Consider the following 16550-nt stretch of genomic DNA (forward strand, 5'->3'; position numbering starts at 1 on the left):
ATTAACTTAGCGCCCTGTCGCTTGATGAAAAAGCGCCTCCACCGCTGGCCAATCGATGACCTCATAAAAGGCTTCAATATATTCTGGTCGGCGGTTTTGGTACTGTAAGTAGTATGCATGCTCCCATACATCCAAACCTAGAATAGGCGTTAATCCATCCATTAGTGGGCTATCTTGATTGGCACTGTTGACCACTTGAAGTCGATGGCTACTATCAACCACCAGCCATGCCCAACCACTTCCAAACTGCGTTAATGCCGCCTGCGTAAACTGCTTCTTAAATGCCTCCCAGCTCCCTAAGTCACTTTTGATAGCCTGAGCTAACGCACCTTGTGGCTCAGTGCCACCTGAGGGGCTCATCACTTGCCAAAACAAACTGTGATTGGCATGCCCACCCACGTGATCACGGACCGCAGGTCTCAGTGCCTCATCTATCTTAGCGATGTTACGCAACAACCAATGTGCCCCTTTGCCCTCATATTCGCTGTCTTTCAAGGCGTCATTGGCCTTATTGATATAGGTTTGGTGATGTAAAGTATGATGAATTTCCATGGTACGGCCATCAATATGAGGCTCCAGTTCATCATAGCCGTAAGCTAATTCTGGAAGTTGAAATGCCATCGTCACTCCTTATTTAGTGAAAAGTGGGGTGTGTAACACTGTGCTGATTAAGCGCGTGTTGTAGTTGCTTATGAGTTTCGGGGTTGGGGCCATAGAGCTTGGCGAAGTGCATCAGTTGTGCATAGGTTTTATCACTATGGATAGCGCCAATGTGCATGACACTTGGGTCAGTGTGCTGACGCAACACCAGCATATTGGCATGCACTTGAGTAAGCGTGTGTGCAGCGCCACTTAGGTTACCAAGGCGAATGTACGTATCTGCGAGGTTATGGGCAGCCACTACCATAGCAGGGCTACATTGCGCCAATGCTTGGCAACGCACGCCCTCATCTTTTAACGTTAAAAATTGCGCCATCAAGCGGTAGCTAAGTTGGTAAGCAACAGTGTATTTATCTCTGGCGAGGTGCCACTGCTTAGCGTTGAATGCGTGATTACCGGCTTGAATATCGACTTGCCAAGGAGTGAGTGCGGATTGCACCCACGGCAAGTCAGTTAATGGAGATTGGCTCATACTGATTTACAGTCACGTCACTGTGGGTCATACCACTACCTTAAACACAGATAAACGTTAATGCAAATCATTTTTATTTATGAATTTAATTTACTAACCTCATTGCGCAAACTGGTGCAGCTGCTCACCATCTAAGCGATAGATAATCCACTCACCTTGTGCTTGCGCGCCGATACTCTCATAGAAGTCAATCGCTGGCTTGTTCCAATCGAGCACCACCCACTCAAAACGGCCACAGTCTTGTTCAATCGCGCGACGGGCAAGAAATTGCATCAATGCCTTGCCTGCACCTCGACCTCGCTTATCTTCGCTAACATATAAGTCCTCAAGGTACAGGCCATTGCGGCCCAACCAAGTAGAATAATTGAAAAAGTACACTGCAAAGCCGATTGGCTCAGCATCAGGCGCCTCACTATCAAAGCAAATCACACTATGGGCGGTCGCTCCTTCACCGAACAATGTGCGCTCAATGTCCTGCTCCGTGGCAGTGACCGCGTCCGGCTCTTTCTCATAAATAGCGAGTTGATTGATAAAATGATAGATAAGCGGCACATCATTGATCACCGCATCGCGGATAAACACTTGACTCATAAAGGTTCCTTGGGCTGTGAATACCCTTCCATCATACAAGTGCGAGCCCACCTTGCAAGTTATACACGTGCTCAAAACCTAAGGCTTTTAAGTTACTGATTGCCTGTCCAGAGCGATTCCCTGTACGACAGATCAATACATAGTGTTTACTTTTGTCCAGCTGTTGCGTCAGCAATGCATTCGCGAGCCGACTAAGTGGGATATTAATAAGCTGTTCTGGCGCTAGCGTAAATAGGCTGCGAATATCCGTTGCTCCGTGTTCATAGGGTTCACGTACATCAAGTACTACAGTACTGTCGCTGTGCTCATGCAGTAACTGCTGCAACTGCTGTGCGCTCAGCTGTGCCCCACTTGCCTTGACGGGGGCTAGGCTAAAGCCACATAAGGCGCCGCATTGCTCGCCTTGGCGCTGATCTAATTGATCTTTACGCAAAACGAACTGCTCATGGTCTACCTCCCCTTGTAATAAGGCCGCCAACAGCTCACTGGCTTGGCACTGTGCCTGCCAGGTCATGGCAAAGCACTGTTCGTAGTCGTGCGCTGGGCAAATAACCGTGTTTTGTTCAAGTAATTGACTGAGTAATTTCAGCGACTGCGCCATTTGCTCGCAACTGGCATCGTCGAATTGAGTACTGCCCAGCCCACCCCAAACAAGCAAATCGCCACAGAAACAGGCTTCAATATGCTCGTTTTGAGAAAGTAAATAACTGACGCTGTCACTGCTGTGCCCTGGCGTGGTAACACGGCTTAATTGGTGTGAACCAAGAGCAACAGCATCACCATGAGACCACCCAAGCTCGCCACTTGCATCGACTTCTAAGCGCTGCGCCAACAGCGAGCGAGCAGAATCTTTATCTTGATGTCGGTGAGTCTCTAGTACGGCTTTGACCCGCAGTTGCTGCTGCTTTACTAACCGAGTCAGGCGAGGCACCAATTCAACAATGGGGTCGACTATCACTGCGTCATTATTGTCAGCGACAAATAACCAACAACAACTGCCTTGATGGCGCAATTGTGTGAGCCCCAGTGCACAGACCTCTTGCTCTGGCTGATGAGCATCAGAGACAATGAGACAATGATTACTAAGCACTGGTTTTAACGCACAAATACGCTCACAGGCCAAAGCGATATCCGCAGCGCTGGCAGCTGGACCAAAGGACATGCGAATGGCATTTTCGCTTTGCCAGTCGCTAACACCCATGGCATCAAGTACGAAACTGCGCGATGCACCAGAGCTACAAGCTGAGCCACCACTAACGCGGATCCCCGCAGCATCGAACAAATCCATCACCTCTTTTGAGGTTAAGCTATTCACGCAAAAGTTCAGTGTCGTCGGCACCGTTGATGCTAAAGGCGCATTAAAGGTGATATCACCAAAGGTTTGCTCTAAGGCACTAATAAGTTGGTCACGGTATTGATGCAAGGTGCACACAGGTTTGAACACGGCTTGCTTGGAATCTAGCAGTAGTTCAAATAGTTCATACAAACCGGCGATACCGGGTAGGTTCTCTGTTCCTGAGCGCATACCACTTTCTTGACCCCCTCCGGCGATAAATGGGGTATAGGGGCTATTTTCGCGAATATACAAAAAGCCTATTCCCTTAGGTGCGTAGAGTTTATGCCCAGAAAAAGGGGCATAATCAATTGTGGTATCACTTAAGGCCAACGCCTGTTTACCAAGAGCTTGAACGCAGTCGACCATCCAAGATACTTGCGGATTATGCGCTCGGATCACTTTCTCGAGTGCACCTAAGTCTTGATATACGCCGGTTTCATTATTCACCGCCATGGTACATATCATTAATGCTTGGCCCACGTGCTCTGCAATAAAGTGGCTATCTAGCAAGCCATCCTTGTCCACCGGAATAGCCAAAACTTTTGCCCCAAGCCCTAATACTTCGTTCCAGTGTTTCAGGGTATTTGGCACGGCCTTGTGCTCAGTCGCCCCATACAGCAATACACTGTGCTCGGTGGCTTTATGACGGTTTGCCAGCAGCGTGGAGACCACTGCCGTTTGAATTCCCTCGGTCGCACCTGAGGTGAAAAGAATATCGCCACTTTGCGCACCTATCACCTGGCGTGCCTTATTGCGCGTTTGCTCCAATAAATATTTCGCTTGCACGCCGGTTATATGAGAGCTTGAAGGATTTCCAAAACACACTTGCATGGTATGTGACACCACATCGGCAATACACGGCAGCACCGGAGTGGTGGCATTAGCATCAAGATAAACCAGATCTTGGCTAGGCTGGGTGAAGAAACGCTGCGACATAAGACACTATATTACTATTAGCTATAACTTATAACCATTGTACACATAAGCACTCAACGCAGTAAGACTAATTTGTTCGAATAAACCGAGGTTTTATGAGTTTATCGTATAACTCATGCGGCAACAGGGGGAGCTTGAAAAGAGTAAAAGTAGATTGCTGCATAGAAGCAGCAATCTATCGGTATTTTTAATCCTTGTTCATTTCCTCGACTAACGCTTTGGGCATGCTTTGATGGGGTTCATCAGCACTGCTAGACCACGCATTAATAAGCGCACGTACCAGTGACGCCAGTGGGATTGCGAAAAAGACCCCCCAAAAACCCCATAGGCCACCAAAAAACAGTACCGCGACGATAATAAAGACCGGATTCAAGTCCACCGCTTCTGAAAAGAGTAAGGGCACCAACACGTTACCATCAAGTGCTTGAATAATGCCGTAGGCCACGAGCACTGACCAAAACTCGCTACCGAGTCCAAACTGAAACAACGCGACGGCAGCCACAGGAATAGTCACCAACGCCGCACCAATAAAGGGAATAAGAACTGAAAAGCCCACTAACACACCCAGCAGCGCCGCGTACCGCAGGTCGAAAATGGTAAACACCACAAACGACACACCACCAACAATCACAATCTCAAACACTTTACCTCGGATATAGTTCATAATTTGCTGGTTCATTTCTATCCACACCTGGTGGATTAAACGGCGTTGTTTTGGCAGCAGCGAACTCATGCTTTGGACCAGTTGCGCCTTATCCTTGAGCATGAAAAATATCAGTAGTGGCACTAATATCAGATAAATCAGCCATGCGGCCACATCCTTAAGTGAAGTTAAAGAAAATGACACCAAGGTTTGCCCAAGCTCCACCGCTTTGGACTCAACACTGCTGACGACCGAACGGACCTGTTCGGGCGAAATGAGAGTTGGGTAGTCTATGGGCAAGTGCAACAAATAATGTTTTCCTTGCTCAAGCATGGTTGGCGCCTCTTGTACGAGATTACTGGTTTGTTGCCACAGCACGGGCCCAATCCCAAATAAGCTGCCAATAACTAATGAGCAAAATAAGGCCATCACCACCACGGTGGCCAAGAGTCGTGATAGACCCAAGCGCTGCAAGCGCGCCACTGGCCAGTCTAAAAGGTACGCCACCACCACTGCAACCAACGCAGGCATCAACAAGTTACCGAAGAAGTAAAGAATGGCAAATGCTGCAACGAGCAACAGCAGTAAGGTGACAGAGTGAGGGTCAGAAAACTTTCTTTGATACCACGAACGCACGTATTCGAACACGAATTTAAATCTCCACTATGAGGCGGTGAAACGATGGTTGACGCTGCAACGCATAGCTCAGCCCTTGCTTTTTCAAGTACCGTTCAATATCGGTAAATTCTTGAGTGTTGGTATTCAACAATAATAATAAACGACGATGGTCACCCTGAGCACGCTTTAGCGCGAGTTTAAATTGCACAAACTGCTGCGGACACCGTAACGACCGTAAATCAACTTCCACCATTATATTCACATTACCTTGCTTGGCGCTTAACACTTGTTATCAATGCCAATATGTCGTTGAGATTAAGCGTAAAAAGAAATAGTTAGTCGATGATAGCGATTCCTTAATCATACCGTAAAAAAGCTTAAAAGGTTTACGACATTCGTTTATGCTTAATACTATAAGGCGAAAATGAAGGAAGCGTGTCATGGCGACGTCGCATAACAAAGCTAAGCTGCCTGCCAATCCGACCTTAAAGGAAATCAATTGGTATAAAAAACAGCTTAACTGGGGTGAACTGCCGCCTTTTTACCATATGGTGTCACAAAGCCTCAGTGAGTCCGAAAACCTGCTAGAGCACGGGTTTGATACAGCTATCAAGCGCTTACTCGATAAACGAAATTGGAACCTGAAGACACTCGGTGGGCAGGAAGATCATAATGGCATTATCCACTGCGATAACAAGCCGCATATCGGTTTACATCAAAGCTTTACCGAGCGAGGCTTTGAGCTCAGTGCCTATGCTTATGCTGGCGACGAAAAAATTCGTCATTACGTGCGTGATAATCCCAAAATGGAATTCGATGTGTGGGATCCGGCGACCATGGAGCATGTGATCCGTATCGGTCAGTTGCACAAATTCATCGCGTTTTTCTTTGACAGTGGAGATGATGCCGATAAGGCCCTGATTATTCACGCTCATAAAGTCGTGCATGATACGGTCGAATTATTACGTCGCGAATTGAACGTTCAAGCCTACAACGGAGTCTCAATAAAAGAATTCTATAAGGCGTGCGAAAAGCACCACAACACTGGCGGCAGTGAGTTTGCGCTGGCTAGGTTGATGGAGCCAGATGATTATAACCACAAGGAATAATATGCCTTTTAAACGTATCTTGTTGTCCTGTGCCTTAGTGAGCACAACGTTTATGCCAGTAAAGGCACAAAATACCTTTGAGTTGCCAGATTTAGGCACCTCGGCTTTGCAGGTGCTGCCCATTGAAAAAGAGCGGGCTATTGGCGATGTGATGATGATGCAAATTCGCGGTTCATCGCCGGTCATCGACGACCCCGTGCTTGATGAGTACCTCACTACGCTTGGCAATAAGCTTGTCTCCCACGCCGACGATGTGCGTTTTCCATTTTCTTTTTTCTGGATAAATAACAAAGATATTAACGCATTTGCTTTCTATGGCGGGCACGTTGGCGTTCATACCGGGCTAATCGCTCAAGCAGATAACGAAAGTCAATTGGCGTCTGTGCTCGGGCATGAAATTGCGCACGTGACTCAGCGCCACCTGGCAAGGCGTTTACAGCAACAAAAAGATAACTCTGGGGTCACTATTGCCGGGCTGATTGCCGGTATACTAGCGACCGTTGTTGCCCCCGATGCCGGCATGGCCATTATTTCCGGAACCCAGACACAAAGCGCACTGAGCCAACTCAGTCATAGCCGGGGGGCTGAGCAAGAGGCCGATCGAATCGGCATGCGCACGTTATACGAAGCTGGATTTGACCCTCATGCTTCTGGCGAGTTTTTAACAAAACTGGCCGCGCAAATTCGTTACCGCCAAAAGCCGCCGGTATTTATTCTTACCCACCCACTACCACAAAGCCGGATCAGTGATGTCCGCTTGCGTGCACAGCAATATGAAAAGCGTCAATATGGCCAAAGCTTAGAGTTCTACCTTGCGAAAAGCCGCATTCTGGCCCGCTACGGTTATGACTCACAACAAGCGCAAGAGCAGTTTAATAAACTACTGCGGGAAAACGCCTATGGCGACAAGTCAGCATTGCACTACGGGCTGGCGCTGACCTTAATCGACCAGAAAAAGTTCGACCAAGCATGGCAATACCTCGCGCCCTTGTTGGAACGCGCCCCGAGTAATCTTTTTTATTTGGATACACTAACCGATTACTATGTTGGCAAGGGCGAGCCCGACAAAGCCCTTGAGCATTTACGCCCATTTCATCAATTGCGGCCAAACAACCAAGTTATAACCTTAAACTACGCCCACGCTGCAATTGAAGCCGAGGACTATGCGCTGGCCACTGAACTGCTGCGTAGTTTTACCTTGGAAAAACCAGACCACTTTTTGGCTAAGCAGCTGCTTACCACTACCTACCGACGCCAAGACGACAAAGCAGCCTACCATGAGGCTAATGCGGATTTATTGGCTCAGGTGGGGGCGTATATGAAAGCCGCTGATGAAGTTCAAAAAGCCCTTAATCATATTGAACCGAATGAAGCGATTAAACATAAACGACTGAAAGCATTGTTAGGGCAGTACCGGCAAATGCAAAAAGAGCTCGCTCGTTTATAACGCATATGCCACCTCGGTGGCGCAAATTGAAGCAACAAGGTGTGCGCCTCTATCAACGGGCGCACGTATCTTTTACACTATAGGTATAAATTTATCGGCCCCGCCTGCACTGCCAAGGCCAATATGATTGTGGCCAGCTCACAGCAATCAAGGGCAAAACATCCGCAAGAGGAAGCTATGTCTATCGTTATTTATCACAATCCACGTTGTTCTAAATCACGCCAAACTTTGGCCCTAATCGAAGAAAAAGGCGTAGAGCCAGAAGTCATCAAGTATTTAGACGATACCCCCAGCGTAGAGCAACTAAACACACTAGTACAACAATTAGGCTTTAGCTCTGCCCGCGAATTAATGCGTACCAAAGAAGACACGTACAAAGAGCTTGATTTAAAAAACCAGCATGACGAGCAGGCGCTGTTAAATGCCATGCATCACAACCCAAAGCTTATCGAACGTCCTATTGTTGTAAATGGCAATAAAGCCGTTCTTGGACGTCCTCCTGAAAATGTCTTGGAGCTGCTGTAAATGGCACCTATTTTAGTGCTGTACCATTCTCGAGGTGGCAGTGTTCGCGCATTGGCCGAGGAACTTGCCGACAGCATTGAAGCACAAGGCGTTGATACGCTGATACGCTGCGTCAGTGAGGATGGGTCGCACCCTCAAGTAGACTTAGTCGAGCTGAGCCAATGTTCTGCATTGGCTTTTGGCACGCCGACTCGCTTTGGCATGATGGCCTCGCAAGCAAAAGCGATGTGGGAGCAAACCAGCGAGATGTGGCTTAAAGGCGAACTCATTGATAAGCCAGCCTGTGTGTTTACTTCTTCAAGTAGCATGCACGGAGGCAATGAGGCGACCTTGCTTAACCTGGCCACGCCGCTACTGCACCATGGCATGTTATTGGTGGGGGTGCCTTATGACGTCCCGGCATTGAGTAGCACCACCTCAGGGGGCGCGCCTTATGGGGCAAGCCATGTATCTGGGGCACACAATAACGCTCAATTGAGCAACGATGAAAAACAGATATGCCAAGCTCTGGGCAAGCGCTTAGCTACATTAACGAGAAAGCTTAATGACTGATATTGCAAAAAAACCGATCACTAAACGCTACCAACTTTTGGCGTTGACCGGCTACATTGGCCTGCTAATTCTAATGCCGCTGTGGATGTTTGTCTTGGTACCACGCACTGACTATTCACTGGCATTTACGTTTGGTTTGTATATTCTGCCATTGTTACTGCCATTGAAAGGCATTATTCAAGACAAACCTTACACCTATGCTTGGGCCAACTTTGTGGTCATGATTTATTTTATTCATGGTTTTACCTTGTTGTGGGTCAGCCCCGACGAGCGCCTTTGGGTCATTCTTGAGTTAATACTCTCAAGCATGATGTTTGTAGGTTGTACTTACTATGCCCGACATCGCGGTCAAGAATTGGGTCTAAAAGTAGGTAAGCTTAAAGATGACCTAGCCCAGGAGAAGGCCGCACAAGAATATCATCGCCAAAACCACCACAAAGATAGTTAGTAAGCTCGCAAACATGCCAGAGCACAGCGCTTCGGCATGTTTGCATAAGAACGACCTAAAAGTGCCTCTATCCCGCCAGCTGGCTTAAAAACGCCAACGCAACGACCGACAAAAGGCCTAATTGGGCCACCAAGGATAATACCGAGCCCATGCGAATGACCCCTAAACCAAAGGGGTGTTTTAGCTGTGGATACAACGCACAGCGCTTCAAGCTGATAGCAAAAAATATCGCCACCATGGAAAACATCGTCAACGCGATGGTGAGCTCGCTTTTATGCTCAATGCTCTCATCAAAAAAGAAAAACAGCTGCAGCGGTAGCAACATCACCACCAAAGCGTGCAATACATGCACCTTGGCAACACGCATGTACTGCCCCTGTGGTGAGAGCTCTTTAATTCCAAATTCACGCTCCATTAGGCGCACCAGCTCTTTGCGGTTGCGCTCTACGGCGTAACGATAACAACTGAGTCCAGCGTTATTTTTAGCGTGAAAGTTAGCCCCGGCGCGCAACAACAACTTCAAACATGCGCTGTTATCGGCTGCCACAGCATAGTGCAAAGCAGTATTTCCCTGCTCATCTTTAGCATCCATCGAGGCATCGCCGAGGATGGCTTCAAGCACCGCTACAAAGCCTTTCTCAGCGGCCAGCATCAGTGCGCTTTGTCCTTGCTCGTTATATTCGCTGCCTTTCGCACCTTGCTCAACAAAGCGCATAGCCAAGCTTTGTTTAGCATGCTCACTTTGTAAGTGTGCCAGTAGCGCTTGCTCGAGCAGATGCTGCAAATTATCGTCGGTCGATAGGTGCTGCAATAAGGTGAAGAAGTCTTTACCTTGCACCAATTCGGCTTTGGCGGCATCGAGCACGGTGTCTTTATCCGCTGCGCACTGTGGTAAAAACGCTGAGAACTTAGCTCGAAAGTCTACTTCCTGCCAGACCAGCATAATGTCCGCACTGGAGAGCAGCGCGCCGCGAGCCAGCAACTGCTCCAACAGCGAAAAATAGCGCTGTTCAAATAACAATTGCGCCAATGACATCGGCGACTCTAGTGCCAATTGAGCGTTTACATCGGCATATTGGCTCAAACGTTCAAGCAAAAACTCGCTTATTTGCTCGTTGGTGTATTCATTATTTAGAAAATACTCTCGCGCGGCGTTAATATATTGATGGGCCTGCTCATCAAAGTCACTGATATGCTGGAAAGTACACTCGTCAAATGGGTCTCTTGGCGCCAACCATACCAAGTAATAAATAGGCGGTAACACCGTGGTGCTGACATTGGCTTCGATTTTAGTACTACACGCCGGCCACGCCTCAAGGGCGTCTAAAATAAATGCGCCGTTTTGCTCAATAAGCCCCTTGAGTAATAACGGATAGTGTTCAGGCCAAATTAGTACCTTTTCCATTGCTTGGGAAAACTCCACTAAATGTTTGTTAATGTTGCATGGCAACGGTGGTGTCAGTTATAAAGGGCACAGCCTTACCCTTCACTTAATACATGAGCGAACAGTGCAATGCAAACTTGGCAAGTTATTCTAATTATCGTCGCCGTTTTTGGCTTCGTCGGGAGCAATATAGCGCTGCTCAAATACTCCGCCAAACTGGATATGAAACGCCTAAATCAAGACCCTGTTGAGAAAGCGAGACAGCGCCTGAAAGAAAAACAGCGCAGTGCCCAAGATGAGCACTGCGACAAAGACTAAGCCACTAGCCAGTTTGCCATTAGCGTGATCACCGGTAAGGTGATCAGCGTTCGCAATATAAAAATAATAAATAGCTCAACTATATTCACCGGTATTTTACTACCCAATAGTAAGGCCCCCACCTCTGACATGTAAATCAGCTGCGTGACACTCATGGCGGCTATGATAAAACGCGTCACTTCACTGTCAATATTCGATGCCGCTAGAATCGACGGTATAAACATATCTGCAAAGCCAACAACGATGGTTTCCGATGCTTTGACGGCCTCGGGGATCCCCAATAACTCGAGGTAAGGAATAAAAGGTTTACCTAGCCACGTAAAAACTGGGGTATATTCAGAAATGATCAAAGCAAACGTACCCACCGCCATCACCACAGGCAACACGGCAAAAACCATGTCTAATGCGTTGTGCACACCTTCTTGTACCGTGCCCTTAACCCCTTTGGCATGGCGCGCCTTGTGCAAGGCCATATCCAAAGACTGACGCCAAAGGTTTTTCTGCGCCGAGTGCGACTCATCATCTTGATTTTGAGTGCTGCCGTCCACGTAGGTGTTCTTTTTCAAACTCAGTGGTGGAATACGTGGGAGAATGAGCGCGCATACCACACCAGCAACACATACCGTCAGGTAAAACGGCGCAAATAAGTGCTCTAATCGTACCTGCCCAATCACCACAAAACAGAAGGTAATCGACACTGCTGAGAACGTAGTGCCAATAATAGCTGCCTCACGCTGGGTGTAATGCTTGTCCTCGTATTGGCGCGCAGTCATCAAAATACCGACACTGCCATCCCCTAACCAAGATGCCGCGCAGTTTACCGCGCTGCGCCCTGGCACGCCAAAGAGCGGCTGCATAATTTTCGTAAACAGCGTGCCCACCAATTCTAATAATCCAAAATTAAGTAGCAATGGCAACAAAAAACCAGCCAAGATAAACACCGTGAGCAATAGCGGCAGCAGCTCATTCATAACAAATGCGCCGGTGTTCTCGGAATGAATCGCCACTGGACCTAATTCAAAATAGGTCATAACAATAAACACCATGCCAAGAAGGCGTACCACTAGCCACACGGGCGTCACAACAAACAGATGCCGGATTAATGTGTTATCAAACAACGACCGAGGTTGCACGGTACTCATAAGTAAAGAGAGCAACCCGGTTCCACAGATAATTATTAGCAATAAGGTACTGGCTATTGGCGCTAACCACACACGCAGCATATCAGCCAATATCGCCACAGTGATTTTTATCTCCCCTTCCCAAGGAATAGGCACCATAAACAAAAATACCCCTATCAAAGAGGGGATAATGAAGGTCAGCAAAGTGCTGGCCATTGAGCGGGGTTGGCTTGTTGTCATAATCGTTACTTGTTCATTGTTATTATTAGCCCATTTACTGGGCTCTATACATGAAAAAAGGAAAAGAGCACGACACTCTTTTCCTTCATGGCCTGCTTATCAGGCGTTATATTTGAATTCCTCGGGTTCGCAGCGCTTGCACCAACGCTTGTTGCAAATCGTTCATGGTGCCGGGTTGCAACACTTCACCCTCTTTATCCATCCAGGTAATGCTGGTGCCACCCTCGCGCGTAGTGCTCATCAAAATTTGATACTGCCCATCTTCAAGCGGTAGCTGCATGGCTTCCTCGCCCCAGATAGAGTCCCAAACGCTGGCTTCTGGCTTGGTGTAATCTGCAATGATTCGCCCTGAATCTACATCTACCTCGACAATGGTGAATTGCAACCGCTCCAAGAAACCTGCAAAGCGTTCAAACACGACATTGTAAGCTTGCTCTGTGACCAGAGCCGCATTGCCTTTGTTGTCAAAACCCATATCCAGAGAAATGATCCCTTGGCGCTGACGCAACTCTACTTTCAATTGACGATAGCGATAATCAAACTCCGAAATGACCGCGTTGAGCGCGCGGGTTTCAAGACGCTGTTGTAATAGTGGCGTCAGGGGTACATCGTCTGAGCGATAGTCCACCATTTCTGCGCGCAAAGCGGCAGTGCGCTGATGGTCTTTCTCCTCGATGATGAACTTGTAACGCTGCTCTGCGACTATCTCGTCATCCCATAACCACCCTTCTTCAACTCGCACGATTGAAAACCAATCGGTTTCCACGGTGCCGATTAACTTATCCGCACTCACTGCTTGCGTGTTGTAGTCAGATAAAACACCTTCAATTGCGTGCCAAATAAATTCATCAAGATCTTCGATGCCTTCGTTTTTATCGAAATATACACGGGCCAGCTTTTCGTTTTCATCCAGCCAACTGCCCTCAGCAAGCGGCATTATTTGCATCGGCGGCTTTGTTGCTTTGGCTTGTTCGCTATTATCGTAACGGGCAACATCCATTTTATAGGTTGGGTCTTGGCGCGGTGCATCAAGCCCTTCAGGGGCCACCACCGGTTCATTAGTACGGTAATTACGTGGATGATGTGCTTCGCTGGTAAAAATACCGCATCCGCTTAAACTGACTAAGGCACTTAACATCAATGCTTTAGGGATCCAATACTGCACGTTGTCTATCTCCTATGCTCACCTTTTTTTATTCTACGGACTTTGAGTCGGTGAGACGTAATTGGTTCAGTGTCAGGTTAAAACTTGGTGCACTTACAACTGATCCATTGACCATTGCAAGCGGTATTAAGCAGAGTATCGACACTCGCCACCGCTCATCTAAATCAGCGGTATGGCAAAAATTTTCACTATGGTACTTTTACATTGCTGTAAAAACAAGAAAGACGCCGTGCAAATGCGAATAAACTCGGTCACGGCTAAAAGTTGCGCGTAACACCGCTGGTTGTGCTAAACTGCGCGGCCATCTAAAGGTTTTCGTTTTCTCTTAGCAAGGGTCGAACAACATGGCTGAATTAGCCAAACAACAACTAGTGATCACCGCCATAGGTGAAGATCAACCCGGTGTAGTCAGCGCACTAACGCAATTAGTCAGTGACTGTAACTGTAATATCACCGATAGCCGAATCGCTATTTTAGGCAATGAGCTTACTTTCATTATGTTGCTGTGCGGCGACATGGCGGCCATCAGTCGCGTAGAGCATACCCTGCCAGCCACGGGCATGGAGCTGGGCTTATTAACAATGATGAAGCGCACTTCAAGTCATAATGCAGAGCAATATGGTGGCGGTTACAACCTCGAATATCACGGCGTTGATACCCCAGGTACGCTGAGCCAAGTAACAGGCTATTTTGCCGAGTACGGTATTAGCATCTGTTCATTAAAATCAGACACCTTCGATAAAGAAGAGCAGGCATACATGCGCTGCGAGCTTGAATTTAACGTACCGCAAGAATTAGATATAGACGCGTTTAAAGTATCATTTGAGGCGTTATCGCAACGCCTTGAAATTGATTACATTTTCAGACGAATAAGATAAGGAATCACTATGAATACCTTACAAGCAGGCGATAAAGCCCCTCTTTTCAACCTTCAAGACCAAGACGGCAACCCTGTCAGCTTAGAAGCACTCCTAAAAGAGCATCAGGTGTTAGTTTATTTTTACCCTAAAGCGCTTACTCCTGGGTGTACTGTGCAGGCCGAGCAGTTGCGCGACCACAAAGCGGCTCTTAGCGAGCACAATACGGTTGCAGTAGGGATCAGCCCCGACCCGGTCAAAAAGCTGAAAAACTTTGAAACTAAAAAAGAGCTAAACTTCCAGTTGCTCAGCGATGAAGACCACAAAGTTGCCGAGGATTTCGGGGTGTGGGGTTTGAAAAAGTTTATGGGCAAGGAATACGACGGTATCCATCGTATCAGCTTCCTTATTGGCCAAGATGGCAATATCAAACACGTATTCAACAAGTTTAAAACGAAAGAACACCACCAAGTGGTGCTCGATTATTTGCAAGAGCATAATGCGTAACGCAAAAAGCCCACGGTATGTGGGCTTTTTCATAACCTCAGTATGCTGCAGCACTCAGCTCGTGAGGGAAGTTAATTAATACCAATATATTTATGGACTTGTACTGATAAACGCCAGTTTTTCTGAATGCAGGTATCAATCGCCAGCTTGGTAGCTTTCGCTTTTTGGCTAATTGGCTGAAGGTACACAAGCTTAGGTGCCACACCTGTTTGCGCAAATAGGGCCTCAAGCTCATCCACGTGTTTTTGCATCGCTACTGGGTGCTTAATTTCATCGGCGCGTTGCATGGCGCTGGCCAGCACATCGTACCCACCACGCATATTAATTTTCGGCGACACTGTCACCCAAGTTTGCGCCGGCGCCTTTATGGCAAAGGTACCGCTAGTTTCTATTTGCGTGGAATACCCATGTTCATGCAATAGCTCACACAGCGGGTTTAAATCAAATAAGCAAGGTTCGCCGCCGGTGATCACCACATGTTTGGCAAGATAACCGCGCTGTTGAAATAACGCCAGTACGTCTTCGGCGCTGGCATGGGCCCAATGTTGAGAATCTGCTTTTTTCTCCACTGTTTGTTCAAGGCTTACAACGTAGCTATCACTTGCATCCCATGTCTGTTTGGTATCACACCACGCACACCCTACAGGACACCCTTGCAAGCGCACAAAAATAGACGGTGTACCAGTGTAACTGGCTTCCCCTTGGATGGTTTCAAAAATCTCATTAATTTGGTACAAAAAACTTACCTACTGCTCATACTTTACATTAGCGTGTGACATTTACAGCCCCGTATTCGGGAATAATTGTGATCCACTCTCAAACCCTGTAGTATACCGCGCCCGAATGCAAACCTCTATGATAAAAGGCTAGAAGGCACCATGGCAGAAAAAGTTGTAGTTATTTATTCCGGCGGCATGGACTCATTCACTGTGCTGAATAAGGCACGCATGCAGGGGCACGAAGTGTATGCGCTCTCCTTTAACTATGGTCAGCGCCATGTTAAAGAGCTAGAGGTTGCAAAAGCAGTCTGTGAGCGCCTTGGAGTGGATCATAAAATCGTTGATATTTCTGCCATAAATCAATTGATTGGTGGCTCGTCTTTGACCGACGACATCGATGTTCCCGAAGGCCATTATGAAGAAGAAAGCATGAAAAGCACGATAGTGCCGAACCGCAATATGATTTTGTTGTCGCTCGCTGTCGGTTATGCTGTCTCACTTAAGGCCAATAAAGTCTATTATGGCGCTCACTCGGGCGACCATGCCATTTATCCAGATTGTCGTCCTGAATTTGTGAAGAAAATGGATGATGTGTGCCGTATTGCTAATTACGACGAAGTCGAAATTGTCTGCCCATACTTAGATAGCAGTAAGATTGATATTCTCCGTGACGGCTTGGCCATGGATTTAGACTACAGTCAAACATGGACCTGCTACAACGGCCGTGAACAAGCCTGTGGCAAATGCGGTGCTTGCCAGGAGCGCTTAGAAGCCTTTGCGGAAAATAACGCAACGGATCCTCTCCCCTACGAGTCTTAATCCTGCCTGCTGACCACTGATGATTGTAAAATTGTCAGTGGTCATACTGAATTTTCCCGTTATACTGAACAGTAGATCAAATT

19 protein-coding genes are annotated in these 16550 nt (G+C 47.5%); 9 read left to right on the forward strand and 10 right to left on the reverse strand.

Annotation, left to right across the window (positions count from 1 at the left end; genetic code table 11):
* Positions 1–6: 6 nt before the first annotated feature.
* From MHM93_RS12450 to MHM93_RS12475, 6 genes are all read right to left on the reverse strand, one after another.
* Entirely contained in the window at positions 7–621 is a 615-nt protein-coding gene (locus tag MHM93_RS12450; RefSeq protein WP_239449328.1) for a superoxide dismutase, read from the reverse strand.
* A gap of 13 nt (positions 622–634) precedes the next feature.
* On the reverse strand, positions 635–1132 hold the full coding sequence (locus tag MHM93_RS12455; RefSeq protein WP_239449329.1) for a hypothetical protein: 498 nt from the start codon (positions 1130–1132) through the stop codon (positions 635–637).
* Between the two features lie 99 nt (positions 1133–1231).
* A complete protein-coding gene (locus MHM93_RS12460) occupies positions 1232–1723 on the reverse strand; it encodes a GNAT family N-acetyltransferase (RefSeq protein ID WP_239449330.1) in 492 nt (163 codons plus the stop codon).
* A gap of 31 nt (positions 1724–1754) precedes the next feature.
* Positions 1755–3995, reverse strand: coding sequence for an aminotransferase class V-fold PLP-dependent enzyme (locus tag MHM93_RS12465; RefSeq protein ID WP_239449331.1), 2241 nt, complete (start codon positions 3993–3995; stop codon positions 1755–1757).
* A 187-nt stretch (positions 3996–4182) separates the two neighbouring features.
* On the reverse strand, positions 4183–5286 hold the full coding sequence (locus MHM93_RS12470) for an AI-2E family transporter (RefSeq protein WP_138548336.1): 1104 nt from the start codon (positions 5284–5286) through the stop codon (positions 4183–4185).
* A gap of 4 nt (positions 5287–5290) precedes the next feature.
* Complete coding sequence (locus tag MHM93_RS12475) at positions 5291–5509, reverse strand: sulfurtransferase TusA family protein (protein WP_239449342.1); 219 nt, start codon at positions 5507–5509, stop codon at positions 5291–5293.
* A 187-nt stretch (positions 5510–5696) separates the two neighbouring features.
* Here MHM93_RS12475 and MHM93_RS12480 point away from each other — a divergent pair, with 187 nt between their 5' ends.
* From MHM93_RS12480 to MHM93_RS12500, 5 genes are all read left to right on the forward strand, one after another.
* Positions 5697–6365 (forward strand): hypothetical protein, encoded by a 669-nt coding sequence (locus MHM93_RS12480; RefSeq protein ID WP_239449332.1) that lies wholly within the window; start codon positions 5697–5699, stop codon positions 6363–6365.
* Position 6366: 1 nt separating this feature from the next.
* Positions 6367–7812 (forward strand): M48 family metalloprotease, encoded by a 1446-nt coding sequence (locus tag MHM93_RS12485; protein ID WP_239449333.1) that lies wholly within the window; start codon positions 6367–6369, stop codon positions 7810–7812.
* A 177-nt stretch (positions 7813–7989) separates the two neighbouring features.
* Positions 7990–8337: an arsenate reductase (glutaredoxin) gene (gene arsC, locus MHM93_RS12490; RefSeq protein WP_045979065.1), complete on the forward strand. Its 348-nt coding sequence runs from the start codon at positions 7990–7992 to the stop codon at positions 8335–8337.
* Positions 8338–8889, forward strand: a complete 552-nt coding sequence (gene wrbA / locus MHM93_RS12495) for an NAD(P)H:quinone oxidoreductase (protein ID WP_022944483.1) — start codon at positions 8338–8340, stop codon at positions 8887–8889.
* A complete protein-coding gene (locus MHM93_RS12500) occupies positions 8882–9337 on the forward strand; it encodes a DUF2069 domain-containing protein (RefSeq protein WP_045978995.1) in 456 nt (151 codons plus the stop codon). Before wrbA ends, MHM93_RS12500 begins: the two co-directional genes overlap by 8 nt.
* 67 nt (positions 9338–9404) lie before the next feature.
* On the opposite strand, the gene MHM93_RS12505 is transcribed toward MHM93_RS12500, so the two are convergent.
* A complete protein-coding gene (locus MHM93_RS12505) occupies positions 9405–10742 on the reverse strand; it encodes an ankyrin repeat domain-containing protein (protein ID WP_239449334.1) in 1338 nt (445 codons plus the stop codon).
* A gap of 108 nt (positions 10743–10850) precedes the next feature.
* Between MHM93_RS12505 and MHM93_RS12510 the strand changes: the two genes are divergently transcribed.
* Complete coding sequence (locus MHM93_RS12510) at positions 10851–11039, forward strand: DUF2897 family protein (protein WP_022944486.1); 189 nt, start codon at positions 10851–10853, stop codon at positions 11037–11039.
* On the opposite strand, the gene MHM93_RS12515 is transcribed toward MHM93_RS12510, so the two are convergent.
* Both MHM93_RS12515 and bamC read right to left on the reverse strand, forming a co-directional pair.
* Positions 11036–12400 carry a YjiH family protein gene (locus MHM93_RS12515; RefSeq protein ID WP_026111042.1) on the reverse strand — a complete coding sequence of 455 codons (1365 nt, stop codon included), beginning with the start codon at positions 12398–12400 and terminating at the stop codon, positions 11036–11038. The genes MHM93_RS12510 and MHM93_RS12515 overlap by 4 nt on opposite strands.
* Positions 12401–12506: 106 nt before the next feature.
* Entirely contained in the window at positions 12507–13565 is a 1059-nt protein-coding gene (gene bamC / locus MHM93_RS12520; RefSeq protein ID WP_053910813.1) for an outer membrane protein assembly factor BamC, read from the reverse strand.
* 344 nt (positions 13566–13909) lie between these two features.
* Here bamC and MHM93_RS12525 point away from each other — a divergent pair, with 344 nt between their 5' ends.
* Both MHM93_RS12525 and bcp read left to right on the forward strand, forming a co-directional pair.
* Positions 13910–14443 (forward strand): ACT domain-containing protein, encoded by a 534-nt coding sequence (locus MHM93_RS12525; RefSeq protein WP_045978992.1) that lies wholly within the window; start codon positions 13910–13912, stop codon positions 14441–14443.
* Between the two features lie 9 nt (positions 14444–14452).
* Positions 14453–14929, forward strand: coding sequence for a thioredoxin-dependent thiol peroxidase (gene bcp, locus MHM93_RS12530; RefSeq protein ID WP_022944490.1), 477 nt, complete (start codon positions 14453–14455; stop codon positions 14927–14929).
* 71 nt (positions 14930–15000) lie between these two features.
* On the opposite strand, the gene queE is transcribed toward bcp, so the two are convergent.
* On the reverse strand, positions 15001–15666 hold the full coding sequence (gene queE / locus MHM93_RS12535; protein ID WP_022944491.1) for a 7-carboxy-7-deazaguanine synthase QueE: 666 nt from the start codon (positions 15664–15666) through the stop codon (positions 15001–15003).
* Positions 15667–15759: 93 nt separating this feature from the next.
* Here queE and queC point away from each other — a divergent pair, with 93 nt between their 5' ends.
* Positions 15760–16467: a 7-cyano-7-deazaguanine synthase QueC gene (gene queC / locus MHM93_RS12540; RefSeq protein WP_268743718.1), complete on the forward strand. Its 708-nt coding sequence runs from the start codon at positions 15760–15762 to the stop codon at positions 16465–16467.
* Positions 16468–16550 lie beyond the last annotated feature (83 nt).

The organism is Pseudoalteromonas sp. MM17-2, from assembly GCF_022347945.1.
Lineage (GTDB): Bacteria > Pseudomonadota > Gammaproteobacteria > Enterobacterales > Alteromonadaceae > Pseudoalteromonas > Pseudoalteromonas ruthenica.

Excerpts from the sequence above, each read along its gene's own strand:
- MHM93_RS12450 (WP_239449328.1), bottom strand. The coding sequence starts at position 621 with ATGGCATTTCAACTTCCAGAATTAGCTTACGGCTATGATGAACTGGAG.
- MHM93_RS12455 (WP_239449329.1), bottom strand. The coding sequence starts at position 1,132 with ATGAGCCAATCTCCATTAACTGACTTGCCGTGGGTGCAATCCGCACTC.
- MHM93_RS12460 (WP_239449330.1), bottom strand. The coding sequence starts at position 1,723 with ATGAGTCAAGTGTTTATCCGCGATGCGGTGATCAATGATGTGCCGCTT.
- MHM93_RS12465 (WP_239449331.1), bottom strand. The coding sequence starts at position 3,995 with ATGTCGCAGCGTTTCTTCACCCAGCCTAGCCAAGATCTGGTTTATCTT.
- MHM93_RS12475 (WP_239449342.1), bottom strand. The coding sequence starts at position 5,509 with ATGGTGGAAGTTGATTTACGGTCGTTACGGTGTCCGCAGCAGTTTGTG.
- MHM93_RS12480 (WP_239449332.1), top strand. The coding sequence starts at position 5,697 with ATGGCGACGTCGCATAACAAAGCTAAGCTGCCTGCCAATCCGACCTTA.
- MHM93_RS12485 (WP_239449333.1), top strand. The coding sequence starts at position 6,367 with ATGCCTTTTAAACGTATCTTGTTGTCCTGTGCCTTAGTGAGCACAACG.
- arsC (WP_045979065.1), top strand. The coding sequence starts at position 7,990 with ATGTCTATCGTTATTTATCACAATCCACGTTGTTCTAAATCACGCCAA.
- wrbA (WP_022944483.1), top strand. The coding sequence starts at position 8,338 with ATGGCACCTATTTTAGTGCTGTACCATTCTCGAGGTGGCAGTGTTCGC.
- MHM93_RS12500 (WP_045978995.1), top strand. The coding sequence starts at position 8,882 with ATGACTGATATTGCAAAAAAACCGATCACTAAACGCTACCAACTTTTG.
- MHM93_RS12505 (WP_239449334.1), bottom strand. The coding sequence starts at position 10,742 with ATGGAAAAGGTACTAATTTGGCCTGAACACTATCCGTTATTACTCAAG.
- MHM93_RS12510 (WP_022944486.1), top strand. The coding sequence starts at position 10,851 with ATGCAAACTTGGCAAGTTATTCTAATTATCGTCGCCGTTTTTGGCTTC.
- MHM93_RS12515 (WP_026111042.1), bottom strand. The coding sequence starts at position 12,400 with ATGACAACAAGCCAACCCCGCTCAATGGCCAGCACTTTGCTGACCTTC.
- MHM93_RS12525 (WP_045978992.1), top strand. The coding sequence starts at position 13,910 with ATGGCTGAATTAGCCAAACAACAACTAGTGATCACCGCCATAGGTGAA.
- bcp (WP_022944490.1), top strand. The coding sequence starts at position 14,453 with ATGAATACCTTACAAGCAGGCGATAAAGCCCCTCTTTTCAACCTTCAA.